This window comes from Microbacterium sp. Y547 (genome assembly GCF_057669785.1).
The window spans coordinates 355,634-377,963 of sequence record NZ_JBYHFN010000004.1 but is presented as its reverse complement, the minus strand read 5'-3'; the positions used below and the strand labels follow the sequence as shown (position 1 = coordinate 377,963).

Below are 22,330 nucleotides of genomic sequence, written 5' to 3'. Positions count from 1 at the left end.
GCCTCCGTCATTCAGGGTGTCATCGGATCCACGCGGAGAGGCCGCACCCGTGGGGCACGGCCTCTCGCGTGTGAAGGTTTACTCGAAGAGCGAGAGCGTCATCACCGAGGTGTAGCTGCCCGTGGCGGCAGCGGTGGCTGCGACCTTGAGGGTCAGGTCGGCGGTGGCGTCCCAGGAGCCCTGGTCGTAGGTGCCTTCCTGGTCGGTGTTCATGTAGAGCAGTTCCTGGTCGACCAGGCCGGGGCCCTCGTCCAGGACGCCCTCGACGTCGCCACCGACGGAGACGGCACCGTCGGTGTCCTGAGCGGTCTGCGGCGACCAGCCGAGGAACTCCGCACCGATGCTGCTCGTGCCGGAGGTGAAGGCGCTGGCGGTGCCCATCACGTACCAGGGGGTGGTGGGAACGACAGAGCGCGTGTCGGTGACGGTCACGGTGGGCAGCACGCCCGTGAACTCGCGGACCATCGGGTCGCCGGAGTCCTGCTCGGTGAGCGAGGTCTCGTTCGCGGCAACGCTCATCGCGAGCACGCCCGAGGGGTAACGGTCGGTGACCTCGACGTTGATGTTCACCGAGCCGTTGTCAACGACCTCGTCAGCGGTGGCGACAGCAGCACCGGCCGAAGCCAGCAGCAGCGTGCCGAATGCCATCGCGCCCACACGGGTGGCAGTCATGTTCTTCATTGCGGGTTGTTTCCTCTTTTTTGAGCGGATTCCGACCCTCGGCTGAGGGGCGGCTTCTTCGGATAGAGATCTGTTGCTTGGGGCGGCGCAGGGCAGCCACGCGGGTGCCGCTCCGGGGTGGGAAGCCCCACCCCGGAGCGGCAGGAGGGCTATCAGCCCGCCGGGTAAGCGGCGTACGGAGCCGTGGCCGTCTTGACCACGACCTGACCGTCGAAGTCGAGGGTCGAGGTGACCGTCGCCTCTCCAGCCGGGACCGAAGCCAGTCGCGAGTTCACCGAGACCGAGACCGTCTTGCCCGGGGCGACGTTCGTGAACGTCTTGGAGCCGTAGGCAGTGGTGATCTCGATGTCCGCAGGCACCGTCGCGTTGTTCGTCGCCGACACCGACAGGTAGACCTTGCCCGCGAGGGTGCGAGCGGTCGTCTCTGCCGTCACGGCGTCACCGATGGTGAAGTCGAACGTCTTCGTCGCGGACGCGTTGCCCGCGATGTCCCGCGCGTTGTAACGGAGCGTGTACGCACCGTCCGCGAGGGCGACCGTGGCCGTGTGCGTCGCCGAGGTGGCGCCGCCCGCAGCCGAGGACGTGCTCTTGATGAGCGTGCTGCCCTGGTAGACGTTCGCGGTGATGGTGGCAACACCGGTGTCATCGGTCGACGCGAGCTCGATGGAGAGCTCGTCGTGCGGGCCGACGTACGACGGCGAGACGAGGTTCGTCTCGGGACGCTGCGTGTCGACGACGCACTCGATCGTCGACGTCGCCGCCGGGTTGTTCTCAGACGTCGCCGTGACCGAGACGCGGGCGCCGTTGGTGCCCTCGCCGTCGCGGTAGACGTAGACCGGCACGTCGACCGTCTCGCCTGCCGTTGCCGTCACGATGGCGCTCGGGGTGTGAGCGTTCCAGCCCTCACCCGCGACCGTCGTCGAGATGCGGTAGATGTCGCTGTTGGCAGCGGCATCCTCGACAGCGGCGCCCGTGTTGGTGAGCGGCACGACGCACTGTGCGATCTGACCCTGCTCGACGGCTTCCTTGCCCGCCGTGATGGCCGGCTGCGCGAGGCTCACGCCACGCTGCTGCGGACCGGCGTTGCCGATCGAGCGAACGGCCACGTCGTACTCGAGGAGGCCGGTCTCGTCGCGGCGCATCTCTTCGATGTAGAAGTGCAGTCCGTTGAGTTCGTCGACGTACTCGTACTCCGAGCCGGAGTTGACCCCGGCGTGGAAGAGGGCGTCGTTCAGCTGGCGCTGGTCACCGCGCGTGATCGGAACCGGCACACCGTCGCCACGGATGTAGTCGAGCGTGTCGATGTCCTGCGGGTTGGCGTCGATCGTCCAGAGGAACGGGTTGCGGTCGGCAACCTTCGTCTTGGCGATCATGACACCGGCGTCGGGCTGGTACGAGTCCGTGCCCATGCGGTCGATGACCTCGAGCGTGTAGTGGTTGAAGCCACCACCGTCGCAGTCCCACTGCGCGCGGCGCGTGCACGTGCCGGTGGACTTGTCGCCACCGTCGAGCGCGAGGTTGATGCCCGTGAGGCGGTTCTCCTGCATGACGGCGCGGCTGAGGATGTTCGCCGTGATCGAGCCCTTGGCGGCGATCTCGGTCGTCGAGGTCTGCAGCACGTTGTCTTCGCCGATGATGCCGAGGTTCAGACGGTTGCGCAGAGCAACGCCGGCGGGGGCGGAGCCACCCTGCACCGAGGGGATGTGCCAGCGCGTGTGCGTGCCACCGGGGCCGTTGAACGAACCGCGGGCCATGATGTCGAACGGACCGGAGGTGTCGCGCAGCGGTCCGCCGTCAGCGGCATCCGTGCCGTACGGGTTTCCGTAGTTGTCCGCGATCTCGAGGATGTGCGCGAACTCGTGCGCGAACGTTCCCATACCCGAGGACTCGGCCTGCGTCGAGTTGCCGGCGCGGGTCGCGGTCGGGAAGTTGGCGTTCGGCCAGTGGCTGATCGCTGCCTTCCACGACGTCCAAGGGATGTAGCGCGTCTTGGCCCAGTTGGCCATGTTGTTGCCGTTCTGATCCGGCGCGAAGCCGTTCTCGTCACGGGGCGGGCCGAACGCGTCCGGCACGTCTTCGGGCGTGGCGAACATCATCTGACCGAACTCTTCCCACGTCGAGGACTCGTCCTGGCCGGCCGTGATGTAGAAGACCTGGTCGAACTGCGTCAGCGGGTCGGCGACCTCGAGGTCAGCAGACCACAGACGGTTCGCGTCGGTGCGGATGACCTTGTTGCAGGTGTCGCCCTGCGGGCAGAACGCAGCGTTCGGGCGGTTGAAGCTGTCGTTCAGGCCGTACTCGTGGATCTTGCCCGGCATCTGGTAGGGGCCGAAGGCCTCCATCTGGACGCTGATGCGGCCGCCGGACTGCTCCATCCAGTAGTCGTTGAGCGTCTGACCGTTGTTCAGCTCGCTCGGCTTGTTGAGCAGGTCGAGGTAGAACTGCGGCACGTCCTCACGAGCGACCGGTTCGAAGCCCGCGGTCGGGTTCTTGAACGCGTCGGACTCAGGCTCCTGCGTCACGACGAACGGCTGGTCCGTGAAGTCGAGCAGAACGATGGCACCGTTGAAGGTCGTCAGGCTGCCTTCGGTGTCGTTCGCCCAGTCGGTGTTCGGAACGGGAACGTAGTCCTCCGTCGTCATGTCGTCCATGTTGACCCAATTCTGCGGGTCGACCGGCTCGAGCACCGACGGGTCGATGATCGGGTCGGCGGGCGCTGCAGTGGCTGCCTGGCCGGCGATGGCGCCGGTCATGACGACACTGAGGGCGGCCGTGGCGGCAAGCCCTGCGCGCCAGCTGCGCGAACGCATTCGGCGTGGTGATGTCAAGAGATCACTCCTCTGATTCTTGGTGCGTGCGCCTCCGCACCCGTGGGCAGCGTTACCCCCAGAAAGGCACACACGTGTGACTTGTAGCATGTCACGCACTCAGGGCCCCTGGGAATCGGGAAAAGTGGACTGTACTCTTCGGAAAGAGTGATGAGTGCCGCATCTACCGGCAAGTCCCGCGTCGTTTCGCGGTTATTATGCGTTAACAGCATCCGTTCGCGCGCAACCCCTCCGGAGCGCGATGTTACGGTTCCGCATACGTCCGAAACCGCGAGAAATCGCTGTGATAGGACTGATACGTCACACAGCGCGCGAGGCTGCTTCTGTGGTCTCGTCCTTCAGCGCTGAACCCTTGCAGACAGGAGAAGCATGGCAACCGCTACGACTACTGGTCGTCGCATCGTCATCGGCCTCGGTGGAGCGGCGGCATTTGCCCTCGTTCTCGCCGGATGCGCCGGTGGATCGACGCCCGATGGCACCGACGAGGGCAACACGGGCGGTGAGGCCATCACCATCGGTACGACCGAGCAGGTGACGGCCCTCGACCCCGCGAACGCCTACGACAACGGGTCCTTCACGGTCATGAACCAGATCTACCCGTTCCTCATGAACTCGGTCCCCGGCGACGCCGAGGTCAAGCCCGACATCGCAGAGTCGGCCGAGTTCACGGCGCCGAACGAGTACACGGTCACCCTCAAGGAGGGCCTGACCTTCGCCAACGGCAACGAGCTGACGTCGTCCGACGTCAAGTTCTCGTTCGACCGCCAGCTGGCGATCGCGTCCGAGACCGGCCCGTCCTACCTGCTCGGCGCGCTCGAGTCGGTTGAGGCCCCGGATGACCTGACGGTCGTCTTCACGCTCACGTCCGAGAACGACCAGACCTGGCCCCAGGTGCTTTCGAGCCCCGCCGGCCCGATCGTCGACGAAGAGGTCTTCCCGGCCGATGAGGCGCTTTCGGACGACGAGATCGTCGCGGCCCAGCCGTTCGCCGGTCAGTACGTCATCGAGAGCTACGACTTCAACAACCTGATCTCGTACAAGGCGAACGACAGCTACAACGGCCTCCTCGGTGCGCCGCTGACCTCTGAGGTCAACGTCAAGTACTACACCGACGCCTCGAACCTGAAGCTCGACGTCCAGGAAGGCAACATCGACGTCGCGAACCGTACGCTGTCGGCCACCGACATCGACGACCTCCGCGGCAACGACAACGTCAAGGTCGTCGACGGCCCGGGTGGAGAGATCCGCTACCTCGTCTTCAACTTCAACACGATGCCCTACGGCGCCACCACGCCCGAGGCTGACCCGGCGAAGGCTCTCGCCGTCCGTCAGGCCATCGCCAACGTGATCGACCGTGACGCCATCGCCGAGCAGGTCTACAAGGGCACCGTTGAGCCCCTGTACTCGTACCTGCCCGAGGGTGTCCCCGGCGCCACCGTGTCGCTGCGCGACGCGTACGGCGACGGCAACGGTGCGCCCGACGTCGACAAGGCCACGGCAGTCCTCGAGGCCGCTGGTGTCGCGACGCCCGTCGAGCTCAACATCCAGTACGTCGCTGAGCGTTACGGCCCCTCGTCGGGTGACGAGTACGCCGTCATCAAGGACAGCCTGGACTCGAGCGGTCTGTTCACGACGAACATCCAGTCCACCGAGTGGGTCACCTACTCGAAAGACCGCGTCGCGGACGCGTACCCGATCTACCAGCTCGGCTGGTTCCCGGACTACGCTGACCCTGACAACTACCTGACGCCGTTCTTCGCCACGGAGAACTTCCTCGCGAACCACTACTCGAACGCCGACGTCGACGCGCTGCTCAAGCAGCAGGGCTCGACGATCGACTTCGACGAGCGTCTTGCGCTCATCGAGGAGATCCAGGAAGTCGTCGCGGGCGAACTGTCCACGCTCCCCTACATCGCGTTCGCTCAGAACGCAGTGACGGGCACGGACGTGTCGGGCGTCGAGAACACTCTCGACCCGACGTTCAAGTTCCGCTACGGCGTTATCACCAAGGGCTGATCGCTCCGCGTTCAGTCTGAGAGGAGGTGGTCCGACCACGTCGGACCACCTCCTTATTTTCTTGCCAGCCCCATCCGACCCGAGGATCCGACCCCATGACCACGACGGCAACCCCGCAAGAGGCGCCGGCGTCTCCACGGAGCACACGCCAGAAGAAGACACGTTCCTCCGGTGGCAGCCTGTGGCGCTATATCCTGATCCGCTTCCTGCTGATCTTCCCCACGATCTTCATCCTCGTCACCCTGGTGTTCGTGCTCATGCGCACGACCGGTGACCCCATCACCGCCGCTCAGGGCGGACGTCTCCCCCCAGACAAACTCGCTGAACTGATCGCAGCTGCCGGCTATGACCGGCCGCTATGGCAGCAGTACTTCGAGTACCTCGGTCAGCTGCTGCGCTTCGACCTCGGAACGACGCTGACCACGAACCGCCCCGTGGCCGAGGTGCTGGTCACCTACGGTCCGGCGACGTTCGAGCTCGTCTTCTTCTCCGTCATCGTGGCGCTGATCGTGGGCGTCCCGCTCGGCGCCGTGGCCGCGTACTACCGCGACCGCGGTCAGGACGCCGTCTTGCGCGTGTCGGCGATCCTCTTCTACGCCACTCCCGTCTTCTTCTCGGGTCTCCTGCTCAAGCTCGTCTTCGCCGTGTGGCTGAAGTGGCTCCCGGTCGCCGGCCGGGCCTCCACGGGGGCGGAACTGCAGATGATGCGCTTGGATGACTCCTCGGGCTTCTACACGATCGACGCCTTCCGCACGGGCAATCCGGCCGTCATCGCCGACGTGCTCTCACACGCTGTCCTCCCGGCGATCGCGCTCGGCCTGCTCACGGCCGGCGTCTTCCTCCGCCTCGTGCGCACCAACATGATCGGCACGCTGTCCACCGATTACGTGGATGCCGCTCGCTCGCGCGGCGTGAGCGAGCTCCGCCTCGTGCGCAAGCATGCGTTCCGGCCGGCGCTCATCCCGATCATCACCGTCATCGGCATGCAGATCGCGCTCCTGCTGGGTGGCGCTGTCCTCACCGAGACGACGTTCGAGTGGAAGGGGCTCGGGTTCATGCTCGCCCAGTTCCTCCAATCACGCGACTTCGTCGCCGTGCAGGGCATCGTCGTGCTGCTCGCGGTGATCGTCGCGCTCACCAACTTCCTCGTCGACATCGTCGCGGCGATCATCGACCCGCGAGTGAGGTACTGACATGACGATGACCACCACCGTTCCCCTCCCGCCCCGTCAGAAGCAGTCGCTCCTGAGCCGCCTGCCGGTGGTGCACCAGCTGCGCCAGTCCGTCGGACTCCAGCGCGGCATGCTCATCGCGGGCCTCGTCATCACGTTCATCTTCATCCTGACGGCACTGCTGGCTCCGTACATCTCGCCGTTCAGCTTCAACCAGCGCCGCGGCGAAGACGGCGTCTTCGGTGCACAGCAGCCGCCGTCCGGCGAACACCTGCTCGGAACGACCGTCGGCGGTTACGACGTGCTGTCGCGCGTCATCTGGGGCGCCCAGACCGCACTCCTGGTGATCGTCGTCGCCGTAGCGCTGTCGATCTTCATCGGGGTGCTCCTCGGACTCGTCTCCGGGTATCTCGGCGGCTGGGTCGACCGCGTCCTGGTCGTCGTCTGCGACGCCATCTACGCGTTCCCCTCGCTCCTTCTCGCGATCGTCATGTCGATCGTGATCTCGGGCGGGCAGTCGAGCCTCATCGGCGGTGTGATGGCGGCGGCGATCTCGATCACGGTCGTCTTCATCCCGCAGTACTTCCGGGTCATCCGCGCAGAAACCGTCCGGATCAAAGCGGAGGCGTACGTCGAGTCGGCCAAGATGCTCGGCGCGTCGAACCGTCGCATCATGTTCCGTCACGTGCTGCGCAACGCAACCCGCACGCTGCCGCTGATCATCACGCTGAACTCGTCCGAGGCGATCCTGACCCTCGCGGGCCTCGGCTTCCTCGGGTTCGGCATCGAGCCGACGGCAGCCTCCGAGTGGGGTTACGACCTCAACAAGGCGATGTCCGACGTCACGAGCGGCATCTGGTGGACGGCCCTCTTCCCGGGTCTTGCCATCGTGCTCGTCGTCCTGGGCATCACCCTGGTCGGTGAGAGCCTCAACGACTTGGCCGACCCGCGTCTTCGCGGCCGTCGCCGCGTCGCGAAGGCCGCCGGCCTCGTCGCCGAGACCTCGGTCGTCCCCGGTGGCCCGCTCACGGCAGGCCCCGGCGGCCTCAAGGGTCTCGAAGACGGCGAATCGTTCGAAAACCACGGAATCGGAGAACGCTCGTGAGCAACAGCGTCGTCGACATCACCAACCTGGGCGTCTCGTTCGCCACGGACGCGGGCGCCGTCAAGGCCGTCAATGATGTCTCACTGACGGTCGCGCGCGGCGAGGTCGTCGCGATCGTCGGCGAGTCGGGCTCGGGCAAGTCGGTCACTGCCAAGACGATCCTGGGGCTGCTGCCCGAGACGGCGACGGCTCACGGAGCGGTCGTGCTCACGAGCAAAGACGGGTCCTCGCACACCGAGATCCTCGGCGCCAACAAACAGACCCTGCGCAGCGTCCGCGGCACCGATGTGGCGATGGTCTTCCAGGAGCCCTCGACCGCGCTCAACCCCGTCTACACGGTGGGGTGGCAGATCATCGAGGGACTCCGCGCACACACGCGGATGAGCTCGAAGGAAGCGCGCCGCCAGGCGATCGACATCCTGCGCCGCGTCGGCATCCCCGACCCGGAAACCCGCGTCGACTACTACCCGCACCAGTTCTCGGGCGGGCAGAAGCAGCGCGTCGTGATCGCGATGGCGCTCGTGCTCGATCCCGGACTCATCGTCGCCGACGAGCCCACGACGGCGCTCGATGTGACCGTGCAGGCTGAGATCCTCGACCTGCTGCGCCGCTGCCGCGACGAGTTCAACACGGGGATCGTGCTCATCACCCACAACATGGGTGTCGTCGCCGACCTCGCCGACCGCGTCGTGGTGATGTACCAGGGCGATGTCGTCGAGCAGGCGACGGTCCATGAGCTCTTCACCGCGCCGAAGGCCGACTACACCAAGAAGCTCCTGGCCGCCGTCCCCCGCATCCGTCCCGCTGAGGTCAGCGAGCGCGAGCGCTTCGTGCCCGACCCCGCCGCCGAACCGGTCGTCGTGGCCAAGGACATGCGCATCGAGTTCCCGGGGCGGATGGGCAAGCCCCCGTTCGTGGCCGTGGACGGTATCTCGTTCGAGATCCGTCCCGGTGAAGTGCTCGGTCTCGTCGGCGAGTCCGGCTCGGGCAAGACGACCACCGGTCGCGCGATCGGCGGTCTGACCAAGATCACGGGCGGCTCGCTCAAGGTGCTCGGCACCGAGATGTACCGCGTCCGCGAGCGCACGTTCAAGCCGCTGCGCAGCCGGATCGGGTTCGTCTTCCAGGACCCGGCGTCCAGCTTCAACCCGCTGCTGACGATCGCCGAGTGCGTCGCCGAGCCGCTGGTCATCCACGGTCGTGCACGCAACCCCGAAGCCGCGCGTGCACGTGTCGACGAGCTCCTCGAGGCCGTGCAGCTGCCGCGTGCCTACGGTGATCGCTACCCGCACGAGCTGTCCGGAGGACAGCGTCAGCGCGCGAGCCTGGCCCGCGGACTCGCGCTCGAGCCCGAGCTGCTGATCGCCGACGAGCCGACGTCTGCCCTGGACGTATCGGTGCAGGCCCGCGTGCTGGACCTGTTCACCGAGCTGCAGCGCGAGTACAAGTTCGCGGCGCTGTTCATCAGCCACGACCTCGCCGTCGTCGACCTGCTCGCCGATCGCATCGGCGTGCTTCATCGCGGCAAGCTCGTGGACGAGGGACCGAACGCGCAGATCCTGCACGCGCCGAAGGCTGCCTACACGCAGCGCCTGCTGGCGTCCCTGCCCGTTCCCGACCCCGTCGAGCAGCGCCAGCGGCGCGAACTGCTCGCCTCGCTCACGGCGTCGTAACAGCGCACACCGACAGAGATGCCCCGGACCAGCGGTCCGGGGCATCTCTGTCGGTGGCCTCGTCTATCGAGGGTCAGTATTCGTAGGGCTCCGCGGGTTCATCGATCTGCTGGATCTCGACCGGGTCCAAGACGACTCCGGCGCCGTCCTCGTCGGCGGGCACGAAGCGCACGGTGGCCTCGACCCACCCGTCGACCGGGAACTCCTCGGCCCAGCCCTCGAGGCGCACCGGCACACTGACGGGCTGGGCATCCACCGTGCAGCACGTGACTTTGAAGCGAGAGAGCAGGAAAACGTCAGCCTTGTTCTCGGCGGGCATGACGAAGCCCGACACCGTGGCGGTCATGCCGGCGAAGTAGCCGGCATCGGTCTGGCGGGCCATCAGCGTCGCCCAGTCACCGAGACTGAGCAGATCAGCCGAACCGGTGCTGATGAGGTCCATCGATGCGGATCCGTCGAAGACGATGGGCGCACCGTCCCCGCTCATCGAGCGCTGTGATGCACTCGATGCGGAGAGGCTCGCCGGCGGCACGACGACCATCGCGGCCGTGAGGGCGCCGGTGGTCACCAGCGTGCCGATTGTCGTGGCGATCCCCCGCGCAGTCGGCCGACGGTCCTCGTGCAGGTGCCCTCGCCATACGAGCGCACCGGCAACGAAGAGCAGTGCGGCCACGGCGAGCACGATGGTGAAGACGAAGTAGCGGGGATGGATGTACAGGCCGAGCTGACCGGTCACGCCGAGGACGATCGTGATCGTCGCCAGCACCAGGCTGAGCACGACGCCATGCCAGCGCGTGACGAGCGCCGGGAGACTCGTCTCCGCGTGGGCGTCGTGGTCGTCGTGGTCGTGGGTGATATCTGCGTTCACCATCGCGCCCCTCTTCCCTCCCAGGTCGTGACGATGCGACCCGTCGCGCGTTCGACGATATGCGTGCGCGCGGGCAGCACCTCGACGGCGACGTACTCGCCGTTCGGGGACAGTGAGGTGGCCACGAGCGCCGCACCGTCCTCCGACGCATCGAACACGGTGCGCGCCGTTCCCGCGTCATCGACCTCGCGCAGCACCTCACGCGGCGCGGCCGCGGCGCCGTCGAAGATCAGTCGCCACTCCAACAGCAGATCGGTGTCAGGGATGACATCGACCTTCGAGACATGGGTCCTGTCCCCGATGCCCTCCAGCGACGACGGCGCGGGGCGGGTGCTGCCATCGACGAGATCGAAATAGCTCAGCACCCCGTCGCCCGGGTCGATCACCGTGCGCCGCACATCGTCAGAGGCTCCGTAGAGCACCGCGGCGCGGCCGAGCGGAGTGGGGTCTGTGCCTGCCAACGGGTTCGCGGCGATCAGATCGCCGCTCATCAGATGCGCGATCACGTCGCCTCGCTGTGGAAGAAAACTCCAGCGATCCACGCTCGGGATCTCGCCCTCGAGGTCGGTGACATACTGTGGCTCGGAATCCGGATCCACCATCTGCACCACGAGCGCGCGCGATTGGCGGAAGGCATCCGACGCGACGGACGTGAAGAGGTAGCCGACGGTCCCGCCGTCACTGGACAGGGCGATGTCCGTGATCGTCCCCTCGCCCGGAAGGCGCAATTCGCTGACGCCTCCGCCGCCGCTCGGCACGACTTCGAGCACGTTCCCGGTGCGGTCGGCGCGGGCCACGGCGAGGGTGCCCGCAGAGACCGCGTACGCGGTGATCCCGCTCGCGCGGTATACCGATTCGGGTTCCTCGTCGCCGAGCGTGGCCCGCAGGATGTCCTGCTCGCCACCCTCGCCGATCTCGCTCAACAGATACATCTGCGCCGGCGGGGTGCGAAAGCGCGTCGTCAGGACCGCCTGGCGACCGTCCCGGGCCGTGGCATCCACGGTGACGGTGTAATCGGTGTCGTAGTCCAGCCGCTCGGCGAAGTCCACGGCGACCTTGTCCGCGGCGACGCGGGCGCTCGCCGAGACGGGTGGATCCACGCGCACATCGGCGTCTGCGACTTCGGACAGCTGCCGGTTCGTGTCGATGACGACACTCTGCCGAGAGAACGACACGAGCGCCTCGGGAGCAACCGACGCCCCGGTGACCCGAAGGGGGGCGACGACGTTGAGCGCGCCGGCCACAACGGCGAAGGCCCCGAGCGAACCCACGATGACCCACAGCGCCCGCCGGTAAGCGCGCTCGGAGCGGGGCGCATCAGGCGACAAGGTTGATCACCAGCCCGATGCCGACACTGACCAGGGTGGTCACCGCGGCGATGGTGACGATCGTGCGCGTCGTGAAGGTCGTGCGCATGAGGGCGATCATCTTCACGTCGATGATCGGGCCGAAGATCAAGAAGGCGGCGATCGCTCCCGGCAGGAACGTCCCGGCGAACCCCAGGACGAAGAAGGCGTCGACGTTCGAGCAGACCGACACGATCAGGGCGAGGAGGATCATCGCGAAGATCGACAGGACGGGGTCGGATCCCACGGCGACGAGGACATCACGGGGGACGAACACCTGGATCGCCGCGGCGATGAAGGACCCGATGAGCAGCACCGGCATGATGCTGCTCGTCTCGCGGATGAATATCTCGATGCTCCGTGCCCAGCGGGATCCCCCGTGCGTGTCCTGGTCAGTCGCGCAGACCGCTTGGAACGACGTTGTGAGCAGCTGCTCGGGGTTCGGGTGCCTGCTGAACAGCCACCCCAGGAGATTCGCGATGAGGAATCCGCCCACGAGCCGGGCGACGAGGATGTGGTCGTCCCAGCCGAAGGCCTGATGCGTCGTGATGATCGTGACGGGGTTGAGAATCGGGGCGGCCACGAGGAACGTGATCGACTCCGCGACGGTGAATCCGCGCAGGATGAACCCTCGCGCCAGCGGCACATTGCCGCACTCGCACACGGGGAAGAACATGCCGAACAGCGAGATGAAGGCGCGCCGCAGGATCCCGTTGCGCGGCAGCCAGCGAATCAGGATGCCCGCGGGCAGCCAGACCTGGACGACGACCGAGAGGATGATCCCGAGCATCACGAACGGGACGGACTCGATCACGACGCTCATGCCGAGCGTGAGGAAATCCTGACCGGCATCCGGCAGCGGAATCGCATCGGGGGCGATCCAGCGGATGCCGACGACGAAGGCTGCGAGGGCGAGCGCGAGCGCGACCACGACGGGCGCGCGTCGCGTCGGGGGGAGGGCGCGCACAGCAGAATCATAGCGTTCCGGGAAGAGCGCTCCCGCACGCCGCCGTCACCGGCGAGCGCGCGGTGTCTGGTCACTCCTCGGCGGGTGTGGCGGCGGCGATCGTCGCGTCTTCCTCGGTCGCGACGAGCTGTCCGCAGGCACCGTCGATCTCTTTGCCCCGAGTGTCGCGCAGCGTCGTGGGAATGCCCTTCGCCTCGAGCCGGCGCACGAACTCCTGCTGCGCGGCGCGGGTCGACGACGTCCACACCGAGCCGGGAGTCGGGTTCAGCGGGATGGGGTTGACGTGCACCCAGCCGCGGCCGCGCTCGTTGAGCTTGTCGCCGAGCAGGTCTGCACGCCAGCCGTGGTCGTTCATGTCTTTGATGAGGGCGTACTCGATCGACACGCGGCGACCCGTCCGTTCGAAGTAGCCGCGTGCGGCGTCGAGTGCTTCGTCGACCTTCCAGCGGGAATTGACGGGGATGAGCTCGTCGCGGAGCTCGTCGTCGGGCGCGTGCAGCGACAGCGCGAAGGTCACTGGGATGTCCTCGTCGGTGAGCTTGCGGATGGCGGGAACGAGGCCGACGGTCGAGATTGTGATTCCGCGCGCACTCATGCCGAGTCCGTGCTTCTTGTCGACCATGACGCGCACGGCCTGCATGACCCGGGCGTAGTTGGCGAGGGGCTCGCCCATCCCCATGAAGACGATGTTGGTGACCCGCTCGTCGGGGTGCTCTCGCGGCCCGAGCTGGCCGTCGCGGATGACCCGGTTCGCCCGCACGATCTGCTCGATGATCTCGGCGGCCGACATGTTGCGGGTGAGGCCGGCCTGGCCGGTCGCGCAGAACGGGCAGTTCATGCCGCAGCCGGCCTGGCTCGACACGCACAGCGTGATGCGGCCGGGGTAGCGCATGAGGACGGATTCGACCAGGGCACCGTCGTGCAGCTTCCACAGGAACTTGACCGTGTCGCCACGGTCGGTCTGCAGGCGGCGCACTTCGGTGAGCAGCGGCGGCAGCATTCCGTGTACGAGCTCTTCGCGCCCGGATGCCGGCAGGTCGGTCATCTCGGCGGGGTCGTGTGTGAAGTGGGTGAAGTAGTGCTTCTCGAGCTGCTTGGCACGGAAACCCGGCAGGCCGAGCTCGATGACCTTCTCGACACGCTGCTCGGGAGTGAGGTCGGCCAGGTGCACGGGCGGCTTGCCGCGCTTCGGCGAGGCGAACTGCAGCAGCGGCCGACCCTCGGCGTCCTTCTTCTGCGTCCACCCCTCGGTGCGCGGGCGCACCTGTGGCGTCGTTTCTCGCGGTGTCGTCGAGCGCACGGGCGTGTCCCGCGGGGTCGTGGCACGCACAGGCGGCTGAGTCGTCATCCTTCGAGCGTAGGCGACGCACCTGGACGCCGGTCGACCGTCGCGGTCAACCCCCGGAGCGGCTGCGGGCTGGCGGGGGACAATGGAGGGGTGACTTCTCAGAGCACCGACCGCATCGTGTTCATCGACGTCGACGGAACGATCATCGACCACGACGAGTACGTCGCCCCCTCGACCGCCGCCGCGATCCGGAGCGCCCGCGAGCGCGGACACCTCGTCTACCTGTGCACGGGGCGCGCCCGGGGCGACCTGCACCCCACCGTCCGGGCGATCGGCTTCGACGGCGCCATCACCAACGGCGGGGCGACCGCCCACGTCGGGAGTGAGCGGATCCTGTCGCAGCTTCTGCCCGCGGCATCCGTCTCGCGGCTCGTGCGGTCGTTCCACGCGCACAGGATGCACTACTTCCTTCAGACCGACGACGAGGTGTTCGCAAGCTCCGGGATGCTGGCGCTCGTCCGCGAGCGCGCGCGAGAGGCGGGGGCCGCCCAGACCGACGAGCCGGAGGATTCGCTGGCCGGCGTCGGCAACCGGACGTACCGCGACGTCGCGGATGCCCCGCCCCACGAGATCACCAAGGCCGTCTTCGTCAGTGGCGACGACGATGCCGTGCGGGTGCTCGACGACGAGCTCGGCGACGAGTTCCACGTCGTGAACGGCAGCATGCCGCGGACCGGCGTGACGAGCGGCGAGATCGCGCTGCTCGGCACGAACAAGGGGTCCGCCATCCGGACGGTGCTCGAGCACCTCGGGCTCGACGCCGCCGACGCCGTCGGCATCGGCGACAGCTGGAACGACGTCGAGATGTTCGAGGTGTGCGGCACGGCGGTCGCGATGGGCAACGCCGAGCCGACGCTGAAGGCCCTCGCCGACCACATCACGACGACCGTGCGCGCGGACGGCGTCTGGAACGCCTTCCGCACACTCGGCCTGCTGGACTGAGGTCGCCGGCGGCGGGGCGCCCGGACGCGGATTCCCGCTACAGGAAGATGTCGGGGAAGAGCGCCGAATCAGGGGTGCCCGGCACGGCGGCGTAGCCCGCGAAGTCCGTCACACCGGCCGCCTCGAGCACGTCTTCGACGATGAGCGTCTGGCCCGTGTACGAGCGTGCGGGCTGCAGCATGACCTCGAACGCCGCGTCGGCATAGATCTCGGGCGTGCGGCTGACCCTCATCATCTCGTCACCGCCGAGCGCGAACTGCACGGCTGCCGTCGCGATCGTCGTGCGCGGCCACAGCGTGTTCGCCGCGATGCCGAACTCGGCGAATTCCGCCGCGATGCCCAGCGTCGCCATCGTCATGCCGTACTTCGCGAGCGTGTACCCCGTGTGCGCACCGAGCCACTGCGGTGTGAGGTTGAGGGGCGGCGAGAGCGAGATGATGTGCGGGTTCGGGGCGTCTTTCAGGATCGGAACCGCCGCCCGCGACAGCATGAAGGTGCCGCGCACGTTGACGTCCTGCATGAGGTCGTACTTCTTCGCCGACAGGTCGAGCGAGCGCGACAGGTCGATGACCGAGGCGTTGTTGACGACGATGTCGATGCCCCCGAACTCGCCCTGCGTCGTGAGGACCGCCTCGGTGACGTCGTCGTCGTTGCGCACGTCGCCCACGATGGGCAGCGCCTGCCCGCCGGCCGCACGGATCGCCTCGGCCGCCGTGTGCACGGTGCCCTCGAGCTTCGGATGCGGCGTGTCGGTCTTCGCCAGCAGCGCGACGTTCGCCCCCTCGCGCGCCGCGCGCAGCGCGATCGCAAGGCCGATGCCGCGGCTGCCACCCGACATCAGGATCGTCTTGCCGGCGAGTCGTCCGGCGGAAGGCGTCGTGGTCAAGGGGTCCCCTTCTGTCGGGAGCGTGCGGCGAACGCCGCGACGCGGGCCTGCGCTTCGGCGGTGTCCAGCGCCGCGCCGATCGTGCGTGCCTCTTCGGCCAGCTGCTCGGCATCGGTGCGGCCGGGCTGCGAGCGGACGAGGCGCTTCGCCTCGCCGTACGCGCGGTACGCCCCGTTCAGCCAGAACCGCGCGATCTCCTCGGCGCGTGCTCCGACCCGGTCAGGCTCGACGACCTCGGCCACGAGGCCCCACTCGAGCGCTTCCTGCGCCGAGAGCAGCCGGTCCTGCAGAACGAGCTGCAGGGCGCGGCGCTCGCCCACGGCGCGCGCGAGCTGCGTCGTGACGGACAGGTCGGGGGTGAGCCCGATATTGGCGTACAGACTGCCGATCTTCGAGTCTTGGCCGACGACGGCGTAGTCGCTCGTCATCAGGATCCCGAGACCCCCGCCCGCGGTCGTGCCGTGCGCCGCGGCGACAACGGGAACCGAGGACTCGACGAGCGCGAGGATGCCGCGATTGATGACGCCCGCGAGGTCGGCGATGTCGCCGCCCGTGAAGACCTCCTTCGCCATCGCGAGCACGTCGCCGCCCGCGCAGAACGAGCGACCGGCCCCCTCGAGGAGGATCGCCCCGACATCGGAGCGCGACGTTGCCTCGGCTGTCACCTCGGCCCACCCGTGGGCCATCTCGGCGTCGAAGGCGTTCAGGCGGTCGGGGCGGTTCAGCGTGATGCGCGCGAGGCCGTCATCGATCCGCAGCACGACACCGCTCATTTGGGTGCCATCCGGATCGACCCGTCGAGGCGGATCGTCTCGCCGTTGAGGTACTCGTTGTCGATGATCGCCATGACCAGGCGCGCGTACTCGTCCGGCCGCCCGAGGCGAGACGGGTACGGGACCTGCTGCCCGAGGGAGTCCTGAGCCGCCTGCGGCAGGCCCAGGAGCATGGGCGTTTCCATGATCCCGGGGGCGATCGTCACGACTCGGATGCCATGGCGCGCGAGTTCGCGCGCGACCGGCAGGGTCATCGCGTGCACCCCGCCCTTCGAGGCCGAATACCCCGGCTGGCCGATCTGGCCGTCGAATGCCGCGACGGATGCCGTGTTGACGATGACGCCCCGGCTCCCCTCGTCGGTGGGCTCGGTCCGAACGATCGCGGCAGAGGCCTGCGCGATGACGTTGTACGTGCCGATGAGGTTGACGCGCACGATCTTCTCGAAGGTCTCGAGCGGCGTCGGGTTGCCCTCACGGTCGAGCACCTTGGCGGGCGGCGCGATGCCTGCGCAGTTGATGACGACCCGCAGGGGGCCGGCCGCCGACGCGGTCTCGACGGCCGCGGCGACCTGCTCGGGCGACGTGACATCGGCGGGCGCGAAGGACCCTCCGAGTTCGGCCGCGACGTCGGCTCCGGCCGAGCTGGGCAGGTCGACGATCGTGACGGCTGCGCCTTCGGCGGCGAGGCGGCGCGCGGTCGCCAGACCCAGCCCGCTGGCGCCGCCCGTGACGAGTGCCGAAGCTCCGGTCAGATTCATGTGCTCTCCTTCGAACCGAGCGGCGTCCGCCGCGACATCGCATCCAGCCTATGGGCGAAGCCGTGCCCTCTCGGCGCGAAAGGTGTTGGATGGGAGCATGCAGCTGCAGCTCAAGCGCATCTACGCAGACGCAGAACCGGGCGACGGCTTCCGTGTGCTCGTGGATCGGGTGTGGCCCCGCGGCGTCTCGAAGGAGCGCGCGGCGCTGGACATGTGGGCGAAGGACGTCGCCCCCTCCGCCGCCCTGCGGGAGGCCTTCCACCACGGCGGCCTGCCGTGGGAGGACTTCGTGTCGGCCTACCGCACCGAGCTCGCCGGCAACCCCGCTGTCCGCGCGCTGCGGGCAGAGCTGCTGCAGCATCCGGTCTGCACGCTGCTGTTCGGAGCGCACGACCCACAGCACAACCAGGCCGTCATCCTGCGCAAGGTGCTCCTCGCCGAGTGATCACGACGGGCCGAGGATGAAGTTCCACGTGCCCGCCCACAGCGCCGCGCCGATCGCGATGAGAGCGATCGCGAGACCGATCCCCATGAGCGCCCACTCGCACAGTCCGAAGCGGGACTCGCGCGCCCACGTGCGCCGCGTAGGCGCCCCGAATCCGCGGGCCTCCATCGCCGTGGCCAGCTTCGTGCCCCGGCGGATCGAGAGCACGAGCAGTGCGAAGGCCATGCCCAGGAACCGCCGGGTGCGGCCGCGGTCGGCCACGCCGCGCGCCCTGCGGGCCAGCTCGAGGGCACGCCAGTCGTCGAGGAAGAGTCCGACCATCCGCAGGCCCGCGAGTGCCCCGAGCACGAATCGTGCGGGGAGCCGCACGATCTGCGCAAGGCCGTCGGCGAGGTCGGTGGGGTCGACAGTGACGAACAGCACGACGGACGGCAGCGCGATCGCCAAGACACGCAGTAGCGTCGCGAAGGCGAGCTCGAGCGAGCCGTCGCTGATCCGCACGACGAACCACTCGACGTAGATCTGGCCTGACGTCTCGCCGTAGAGCGCGATCGTGACGGCGGTGAGGGGCGCAGCGAGCCAGACCGGCCACGTCCGCATCCAGAACTCCCGCCAGCGCAGTCCGGCGAACGGCAGCAGCAGGCACTCGAGCAGCAGGGCGACCGCCGCCGAGACGGGGTCGAGGGTCAGCACGAGCGGGATCGCGATGAGCGCGCTCGCGCCGAGCTTCGCGACGGGGTTGAGGCGGGCGACGGCACCTGTGCGGGCCTGCGTGTCGAGCAGGGTCATGGCCGCGACCCCCGGGCATCCGGGTCGGGGCGGCGCATCCGCAACTGATCAGCATGCAGCGCCTCGACGACGTCGAGGTCGTGCGTGATCGTGATGATCGCCGAGCCTTCGTCGCGCAGGCGAGCCAGCAGAGCGATGAGCTCGGCCCACGTGCGCGCATCCTGTCCGAACGTCGGCTCATCGAGCACGAGCACCCGAGGCGCCGTCGCGAGCGCCGCGGCGACCGTGAGCCGGCGCTTCTCGCCGCCGGACAGCGTGTACGGATTCGCCTCCGCGAGACGCGCGAGGCGCAGCCGCTCGAGCAGCTCATCGACGCGGCGCGAGATCTCGTCTTCGGCAAGGCCCAGAGCGCGCGGGCCGATCTCGAGCTCGCCGCGCACGGTGCGCCCGAGCAGCTGGTGCTCAGGGTCTTGGAAGACCGTGCCGATGCGCGTCAGCAGCTGCCGCGACGACCAGCGGATGGGCGAGTCGCCCGCGTCGCCCGCGAGGAGCGGGTGCGCACGCAGGGATCCGGATGCCGGGGACAGGAGGCCCGCGAGGGTGAGCCCGAGCGTGGACTTCCCCGCACCGTTGGGGCCCGTGACGGCCAGGGCCGCGCCGGCGCGCACCTCGACCTCGAGGCCCGTCGCGACGGCGCGTCCGCGGACGCGCTGGACGGCGAGCTCCCGCGCCTCGAGCAGCACGGCGCCGGCGGGGCGAGCGGGCGCGGGCGGATGAGCGGGCGGGTGCCCCGGAACCCAGACGCCACCGGCGGCGAGCTCGACGGCGCGCCCGCGCAGCACGTCGTCGACCGGCCCGTCAGCCACGACGCCGCCCGCACCCAGCACGATGACGCGTGTCACGAACGGCAGCCACACCGCGACCCGGTGCTCGACGACGACGAGGGTCGCATCGTGCGCGTCGAGCATCGCCGCGACGGCCGTGCGCACTTCGGCGACCCCGTCGGGGTCGAGGTTGGCCGTGGGCTCGTCCAGCAGCATGAGTCCCGGCCTCATCGCGAGGGCCCCGGCGAGCGCGAGCCGCTGCTTCTGGCCGCCGGACAGCTGCTTCGTCGGCCGATCCAGCGCCACGTCGAGTCCGACCGCGTCGAGCGAACTCGCTACGCGCCGCCAGATCTCGTGGCGCTCGATGCCGAGGTTCTCGCAGCCGAACGCCACGTCGTCGCCGACACGGGCGAGGATGACCTGCGAATCCGGGTCTTGCAGCACGAGACCGGCCCGCCCTCGGGTCGCTGCAGCGGGCACGCCGTCGAGGAGCAGCTCACCCTCGGACTCCCCCTCCTCCTCGCCGCCGAGCACTCCCGCCAGTCCATGCAGCAGCGTCGACTTTCCCGAGCCCGACGCGCCGAGCAGCAGCACGCGCTCGCCGGGCTCGATGCGGAAGGTCGCGCCGCGCACGGCCCACGCGTGACGGGACGCGTGACGCCACCCCCACCCGCGCGCTTCGACGACAGCGGGCCGCGATGCGGTGCCCGGCACGGCTAGACGCGCACGCGGGCGGCGCGCCCGGACGCGAAGCGGTCGAGCGCGCCGGTCGCCGCGAGGCCCCTCGCGAGCACCCAGGACAGCGCACCGGCGATGACCGCCCCCGAGATGAGTGTGCTGATCATGTAGACGACGGTGAAGGTCACATCCGCTCCGGGATACCACAGGAGCAGGTTGTTGATCCCGCCGGCCAGCGCGGCGCCCGCGCCCGCCAGCACCGCGACGGGGAGCGACCAGCGCTTGTAGAAGAAGAGCAGGAAGATCAGCTCGGCGCCGAGTCCCTGCACGAGACCGGCCTCGATCGTGAGGAACCCGCCCCACGTATTGCCGACGAGCGCCGACACGACAGCGGCGAGGGTCTCGGTGTAGATCGCGGCGCCCGGCTTGCGGATGATGAGCGCTCCGAGCACGCCGGCGAAGAGCCACGGACCGTCGAGCAGGCCCTGGATGCCCGGCGCGAGCGGTTCGAGCAGGGTCTTGGGACCCAGATAGCCGATGTTCCACAGCAGGAAGATGAGTCCCGCCGCGACGCCGATGACGCTGGCGACGACGATGTCGACGACTCTCCACCGCAGGCTGCGGACGGTCGTCGACCGGGTGGATGCGGACGTGGCTGTAGGCATCGGATGCTCCTCCCTGCGCCGGCATGATCCGGATCAGGTTCGACGGTCGAAGCGTGGATCGCTTCCTCTCAGCCCGGCTCACCGGACTCCCGTGGTTGTGCCGATGAGTATATCCGTGTGACCTGCGTTGTACCGTAGGCGGGTGACACCCGACATCACCCCGCCCCCGACGCGACGCGCGCTGCGCAAGCAGGCGGCGAACCGGTCGGTGACGGCGACGCTCGAGCCCGACGCCGCTCTCGTGGTCGCCGAGACGACGACCGAGGTCGCCCTGCCCTCCCGCGCATCGGCGGGCACGAGCACGGGGCCCACCGTCGGCGGTCGCGCGCTGACCTGGGTCGACCCGGCCGCTCTCGGCACGTCGTCGGCTGTCACCGAGGCTGGGCCGGACCTGCTCGCGCGCGCCCCGCGGCGGTCGCCGCTGCGTGCCAGTGTGCTCATCCCGGCTTCACTCGTGACACTCATCGTCGGCGCCTACGCCGCCACGACGCTGCTGTGGCCGTTGCACGCCGTCGCACCGACGGTCGAGGCGATCGGCGTGCAGCCCGTCGCCGCAGCCGAGGCCGCTCTGCCGTGGCCTGAGGTGGGCGCGGCCGCCGTCGCGGTCGAGGGCTTCGACACACAGCTCGCGTCGATGCCCGAGCAGGTCAGCATCGCGAGCATCACCAAGGTCGTCACGGCGCTCGTGGTTCTCGAAGAGATGCCGCTCGCGCTGGGCGAGGCCGGACCGGAATACCAGTTCACCGGCTTTGACCGCGCCCGCTACTGGCAGTACCGGGCCAACGGCGAATCGGCGCTCGACGTTCCCGTCGGCGCCTCTCTGACGCAGTACCAGATGCTCGAGGGCATGCTCATCGGCTCCGGCAACAACTACGCCGATCGCCTCGCCACGACGCTGTGGCCCACCGACGACGTCTTCGCCACAGCGGCGAACGGCTGGCTGCGCACGCACGGTATCGAGGGCATCGAGGTCGTCGAGCCGACGGGACTGGATCCGCGCAACGTCGCCACGCCGGCGGCCCTGCTGACCCTCGCGCAGAAGGCCCTCGCCCACCCGGTGATCGCCGAGATCGTCGCGAAGCGCTCCGTCGACCTTCCCGGCGTGGGCGTCGTCGAGAACACGAACCGCATGCTCGAGGACCCCGGCGTCATCGGCCTCAAGACGGGCACGCTGGACACCTGGAACCTGCTGACGGCGAAGGACATCATGGTCGGCGACACCCGCGTGCGCGTCTACGCGTCGGTCCTCGGACAGCCCGACGGCGAAGCGCGCGTCGACGTCTCACGTGCTCTCTACGCTCAGCTCGAGGCCGAACTGCAGCCGCGCCCGTCGGTGACGGCGGGCGCGACCGTGGGGCGGGTGACGACGGCGTGGGGCGCGAACTCCCCCATCGTGACGGCCGAGGATGCCACCGTCGTGCTGTGGAACGGCAGTGCCGCTGACGTGTCGACCACGTTCGACCTCGGCGAGGCACGTGCGAAGGGTGACACCGTGGGCGAACTGTCGGCTGTCGGGCCGCTCGACCAAGCCGCTGTGCCGCTGCGTCTGGCCGAAGACATCGAAGACCCGGACGCCTGGTGGCGGCTGACGCACCCGCTCGAGCTGTTCGGACTGACCCGCTGATC

General features: G+C 68.6%; 19 protein-coding genes and 1 riboswitch. Of the genes, 7 read left to right on the top strand and 12 right to left on the bottom strand.

Going from position 1 to position 22,330, the window contains the following annotated elements; translation table 11 throughout:
- Positions 1–78: 78 nt before the first annotated feature.
- Both AC25Y0_RS08890 and AC25Y0_RS08885 read right to left on the bottom strand, forming a co-directional pair.
- Positions 79–672 carry a hypothetical protein gene (locus tag AC25Y0_RS08890; protein WP_488134522.1) on the bottom strand — a complete coding sequence of 198 codons (594 nt, stop codon included), beginning with the start codon at positions 670–672 and terminating at the stop codon, positions 79–81.
- 161 nt (positions 673–833) lie between these two features.
- The gene (locus AC25Y0_RS08885; protein WP_488134521.1) at positions 834–3,491 is read right to left on the bottom strand and encodes a M6 family metalloprotease domain-containing protein; all 2,658 of its coding nucleotides are present in this window, start codon (positions 3,489–3,491) and stop codon (positions 834–836) included.
- Between the two features lie 387 nt (positions 3,492–3,878).
- Here AC25Y0_RS08885 and AC25Y0_RS08880 point away from each other — a divergent pair, with 387 nt between their 5' ends.
- The 4 genes from AC25Y0_RS08880 to AC25Y0_RS08865 all read left to right on the top strand — a co-directional run bounded on the left by AC25Y0_RS08880 (position 3,879) and on the right by AC25Y0_RS08865 (position 9,475).
- Positions 3,879–5,525 (top strand): ABC transporter substrate-binding protein, encoded by a 1,647-nt coding sequence (locus AC25Y0_RS08880; RefSeq protein ID WP_488123514.1) that lies wholly within the window; start codon positions 3,879–3,881, stop codon positions 5,523–5,525.
- A gap of 95 nt (positions 5,526–5,620) precedes the next feature.
- Complete coding sequence (locus AC25Y0_RS08875) at positions 5,621–6,718, top strand: ABC transporter permease (protein WP_488123515.1); 1,098 nt, start codon at positions 5,621–5,623, stop codon at positions 6,716–6,718.
- 7 nt (positions 6,719–6,725) lie between these two features.
- On the top strand, positions 6,726–7,802 hold the full coding sequence (locus tag AC25Y0_RS08870; RefSeq protein WP_488123806.1) for an ABC transporter permease: 1,077 nt from the start codon (positions 6,726–6,728) through the stop codon (positions 7,800–7,802).
- Entirely contained in the window at positions 7,799–9,475 is a 1,677-nt protein-coding gene (locus tag AC25Y0_RS08865) for an ABC transporter ATP-binding protein (protein ID WP_488123516.1), read from the top strand. Before AC25Y0_RS08870 ends, AC25Y0_RS08865 begins: the two co-directional genes overlap by 4 nt.
- A gap of 73 nt (positions 9,476–9,548) precedes the next feature.
- Here AC25Y0_RS08865 and AC25Y0_RS08860 read toward each other — a convergent pair whose 3' ends face one another.
- The 4 genes from AC25Y0_RS08860 to rlmN all read right to left on the bottom strand — a co-directional run bounded on the left by AC25Y0_RS08860 (position 9,549) and on the right by rlmN (position 14,004).
- Entirely contained in the window at positions 9,549–10,346 is a 798-nt protein-coding gene (locus tag AC25Y0_RS08860; RefSeq protein WP_488134520.1) for a TIGR03943 family putative permease subunit, read from the bottom strand.
- Positions 10,340–11,671, bottom strand: a complete 1,332-nt coding sequence (locus tag AC25Y0_RS08855; protein WP_488134519.1) for an Ig-like domain-containing domain — start codon at positions 11,669–11,671, stop codon at positions 10,340–10,342. The genes AC25Y0_RS08860 and AC25Y0_RS08855 overlap by 7 nt, the downstream gene beginning before the upstream one ends.
- Positions 11,661–12,656, bottom strand: a complete 996-nt coding sequence (locus AC25Y0_RS08850; RefSeq protein WP_488123519.1) for a permease — start codon at positions 12,654–12,656, stop codon at positions 11,661–11,663. Before AC25Y0_RS08850 ends, AC25Y0_RS08855 begins: the two co-directional genes overlap by 11 nt.
- A 70-nt stretch (positions 12,657–12,726) precedes the next feature.
- Positions 12,727–14,004 carry a dual-specificity RNA methyltransferase RlmN gene (rlmN, locus tag AC25Y0_RS08845; protein ID WP_488123520.1) on the bottom strand — a complete coding sequence of 426 codons (1,278 nt, stop codon included), beginning with the start codon at positions 14,002–14,004 and terminating at the stop codon, positions 12,727–12,729.
- A gap of 90 nt (positions 14,005–14,094) precedes the next feature.
- Here rlmN and AC25Y0_RS08840 point away from each other — a divergent pair, with 90 nt between their 5' ends.
- Complete coding sequence (locus AC25Y0_RS08840) at positions 14,095–14,946, top strand: Cof-type HAD-IIB family hydrolase (protein ID WP_488123521.1); 852 nt, start codon at positions 14,095–14,097, stop codon at positions 14,944–14,946.
- Between the two features lie 37 nt (positions 14,947–14,983).
- Here the strand turns inward: AC25Y0_RS08840 and AC25Y0_RS08835 are convergent, their stop codons facing one another.
- Genes AC25Y0_RS08835 through AC25Y0_RS08825 form a run of 3 tightly spaced genes read right to left on the bottom strand, consistent with a single transcriptional unit; the run spans position 14,984 to position 17,363 of the window.
- Positions 14,984–15,832, bottom strand: a complete 849-nt coding sequence (locus AC25Y0_RS08835; RefSeq protein ID WP_488123522.1) for an SDR family oxidoreductase — start codon at positions 15,830–15,832, stop codon at positions 14,984–14,986.
- The gene (locus tag AC25Y0_RS08830) at positions 15,829–16,605 is read right to left on the bottom strand and encodes an enoyl-CoA hydratase/isomerase family protein (protein WP_488123523.1); all 777 of its coding nucleotides are present in this window, start codon (positions 16,603–16,605) and stop codon (positions 15,829–15,831) included. The genes AC25Y0_RS08835 and AC25Y0_RS08830 overlap by 4 nt, the downstream gene beginning before the upstream one ends.
- Positions 16,602–17,363, bottom strand: a complete 762-nt coding sequence (locus tag AC25Y0_RS08825) for an SDR family NAD(P)-dependent oxidoreductase (protein WP_488123524.1) — start codon at positions 17,361–17,363, stop codon at positions 16,602–16,604. The genes AC25Y0_RS08830 and AC25Y0_RS08825 overlap by 4 nt, the downstream gene beginning before the upstream one ends.
- Positions 17,364–17,460: 97 nt before the next feature.
- Between AC25Y0_RS08825 and AC25Y0_RS08820 the strand changes: the two genes are divergently transcribed.
- Positions 17,461–17,808, top strand: coding sequence for a DUF488 domain-containing protein (locus AC25Y0_RS08820; protein ID WP_488123525.1), 348 nt, complete (start codon positions 17,461–17,463; stop codon positions 17,806–17,808).
- Here AC25Y0_RS08820 and AC25Y0_RS08815 read toward each other — a convergent pair whose 3' ends face one another.
- The 3 genes from AC25Y0_RS08815 to AC25Y0_RS08805 form a co-directional block, all read right to left on the bottom strand.
- Complete coding sequence (locus tag AC25Y0_RS08815) at positions 17,809–18,597, bottom strand: energy-coupling factor transporter transmembrane component T family protein (RefSeq protein ID WP_488134518.1); 789 nt, start codon at positions 18,595–18,597, stop codon at positions 17,809–17,811.
- Positions 18,594–20,075: an ABC transporter ATP-binding protein gene (locus AC25Y0_RS08810; RefSeq protein ID WP_488123527.1), complete on the bottom strand. Its 1,482-nt coding sequence runs from the start codon at positions 20,073–20,075 to the stop codon at positions 18,594–18,596. Before AC25Y0_RS08810 ends, AC25Y0_RS08815 begins: the two co-directional genes overlap by 4 nt.
- A 2-nt stretch (positions 20,076–20,077) precedes the next feature.
- Entirely contained in the window at positions 20,078–20,704 is a 627-nt protein-coding gene (locus AC25Y0_RS08805) for an ECF transporter S component (protein ID WP_488123528.1), read from the bottom strand.
- Positions 20,698–20,807, bottom strand: a riboswitch (TPP riboswitch). It overlaps the preceding gene by 7 nt.
- 39 nt (positions 20,808–20,846) lie before the next feature.
- Between AC25Y0_RS08805 and AC25Y0_RS08800 the strand changes: the two genes are divergently transcribed.
- Complete coding sequence (locus AC25Y0_RS08800; RefSeq protein WP_488134517.1) at positions 20,847–22,328, top strand: D-alanyl-D-alanine carboxypeptidase family protein; 1,482 nt, start codon at positions 20,847–20,849, stop codon at positions 22,326–22,328.
- Positions 22,329–22,330: the final 2 nt, after the last annotated feature.

Excerpts from the sequence above, each read along its gene's own strand:
- AC25Y0_RS08890 (WP_488134522.1), bottom strand. The coding sequence starts at position 672 with ATGACTGCCACCCGTGTGGGCGCGATGGCATTCGGCACGCTGCTGCTG.
- AC25Y0_RS08885 (WP_488134521.1), bottom strand. The coding sequence starts at position 3,491 with ATGCGTTCGCGCAGCTGGCGCGCAGGGCTTGCCGCCACGGCCGCCCTC.
- AC25Y0_RS08880 (WP_488123514.1), top strand. The coding sequence starts at position 3,879 with ATGGCAACCGCTACGACTACTGGTCGTCGCATCGTCATCGGCCTCGGT.
- AC25Y0_RS08875 (WP_488123515.1), top strand. The coding sequence starts at position 5,621 with ATGACCACGACGGCAACCCCGCAAGAGGCGCCGGCGTCTCCACGGAGC.
- AC25Y0_RS08870 (WP_488123806.1), top strand. The coding sequence starts at position 6,726 with ATGACCACCACCGTTCCCCTCCCGCCCCGTCAGAAGCAGTCGCTCCTG.
- AC25Y0_RS08860 (WP_488134520.1), bottom strand. The coding sequence starts at position 10,346 with ATGGTGAACGCAGATATCACCCACGACCACGACGACCACGACGCCCAC.
- rlmN (WP_488123520.1), bottom strand. The coding sequence starts at position 14,004 with ATGACGACTCAGCCGCCTGTGCGTGCCACGACCCCGCGGGACACGCCC.
- AC25Y0_RS08830 (WP_488123523.1), bottom strand. The coding sequence starts at position 16,605 with ATGAGCGGTGTCGTGCTGCGGATCGATGACGGCCTCGCGCGCATCACG.
- AC25Y0_RS08825 (WP_488123524.1), bottom strand. The coding sequence starts at position 17,363 with ATGAATCTGACCGGAGCTTCGGCACTCGTCACGGGCGGCGCCAGCGGG.
- AC25Y0_RS08820 (WP_488123525.1), top strand. The coding sequence starts at position 17,461 with ATGCAGCTGCAGCTCAAGCGCATCTACGCAGACGCAGAACCGGGCGAC.
- AC25Y0_RS08815 (WP_488134518.1), bottom strand. The coding sequence starts at position 18,597 with ATGACCCTGCTCGACACGCAGGCCCGCACAGGTGCCGTCGCCCGCCTC.
- AC25Y0_RS08805 (WP_488123528.1), bottom strand. The coding sequence starts at position 20,704 with ATGCCTACAGCCACGTCCGCATCCACCCGGTCGACGACCGTCCGCAGC.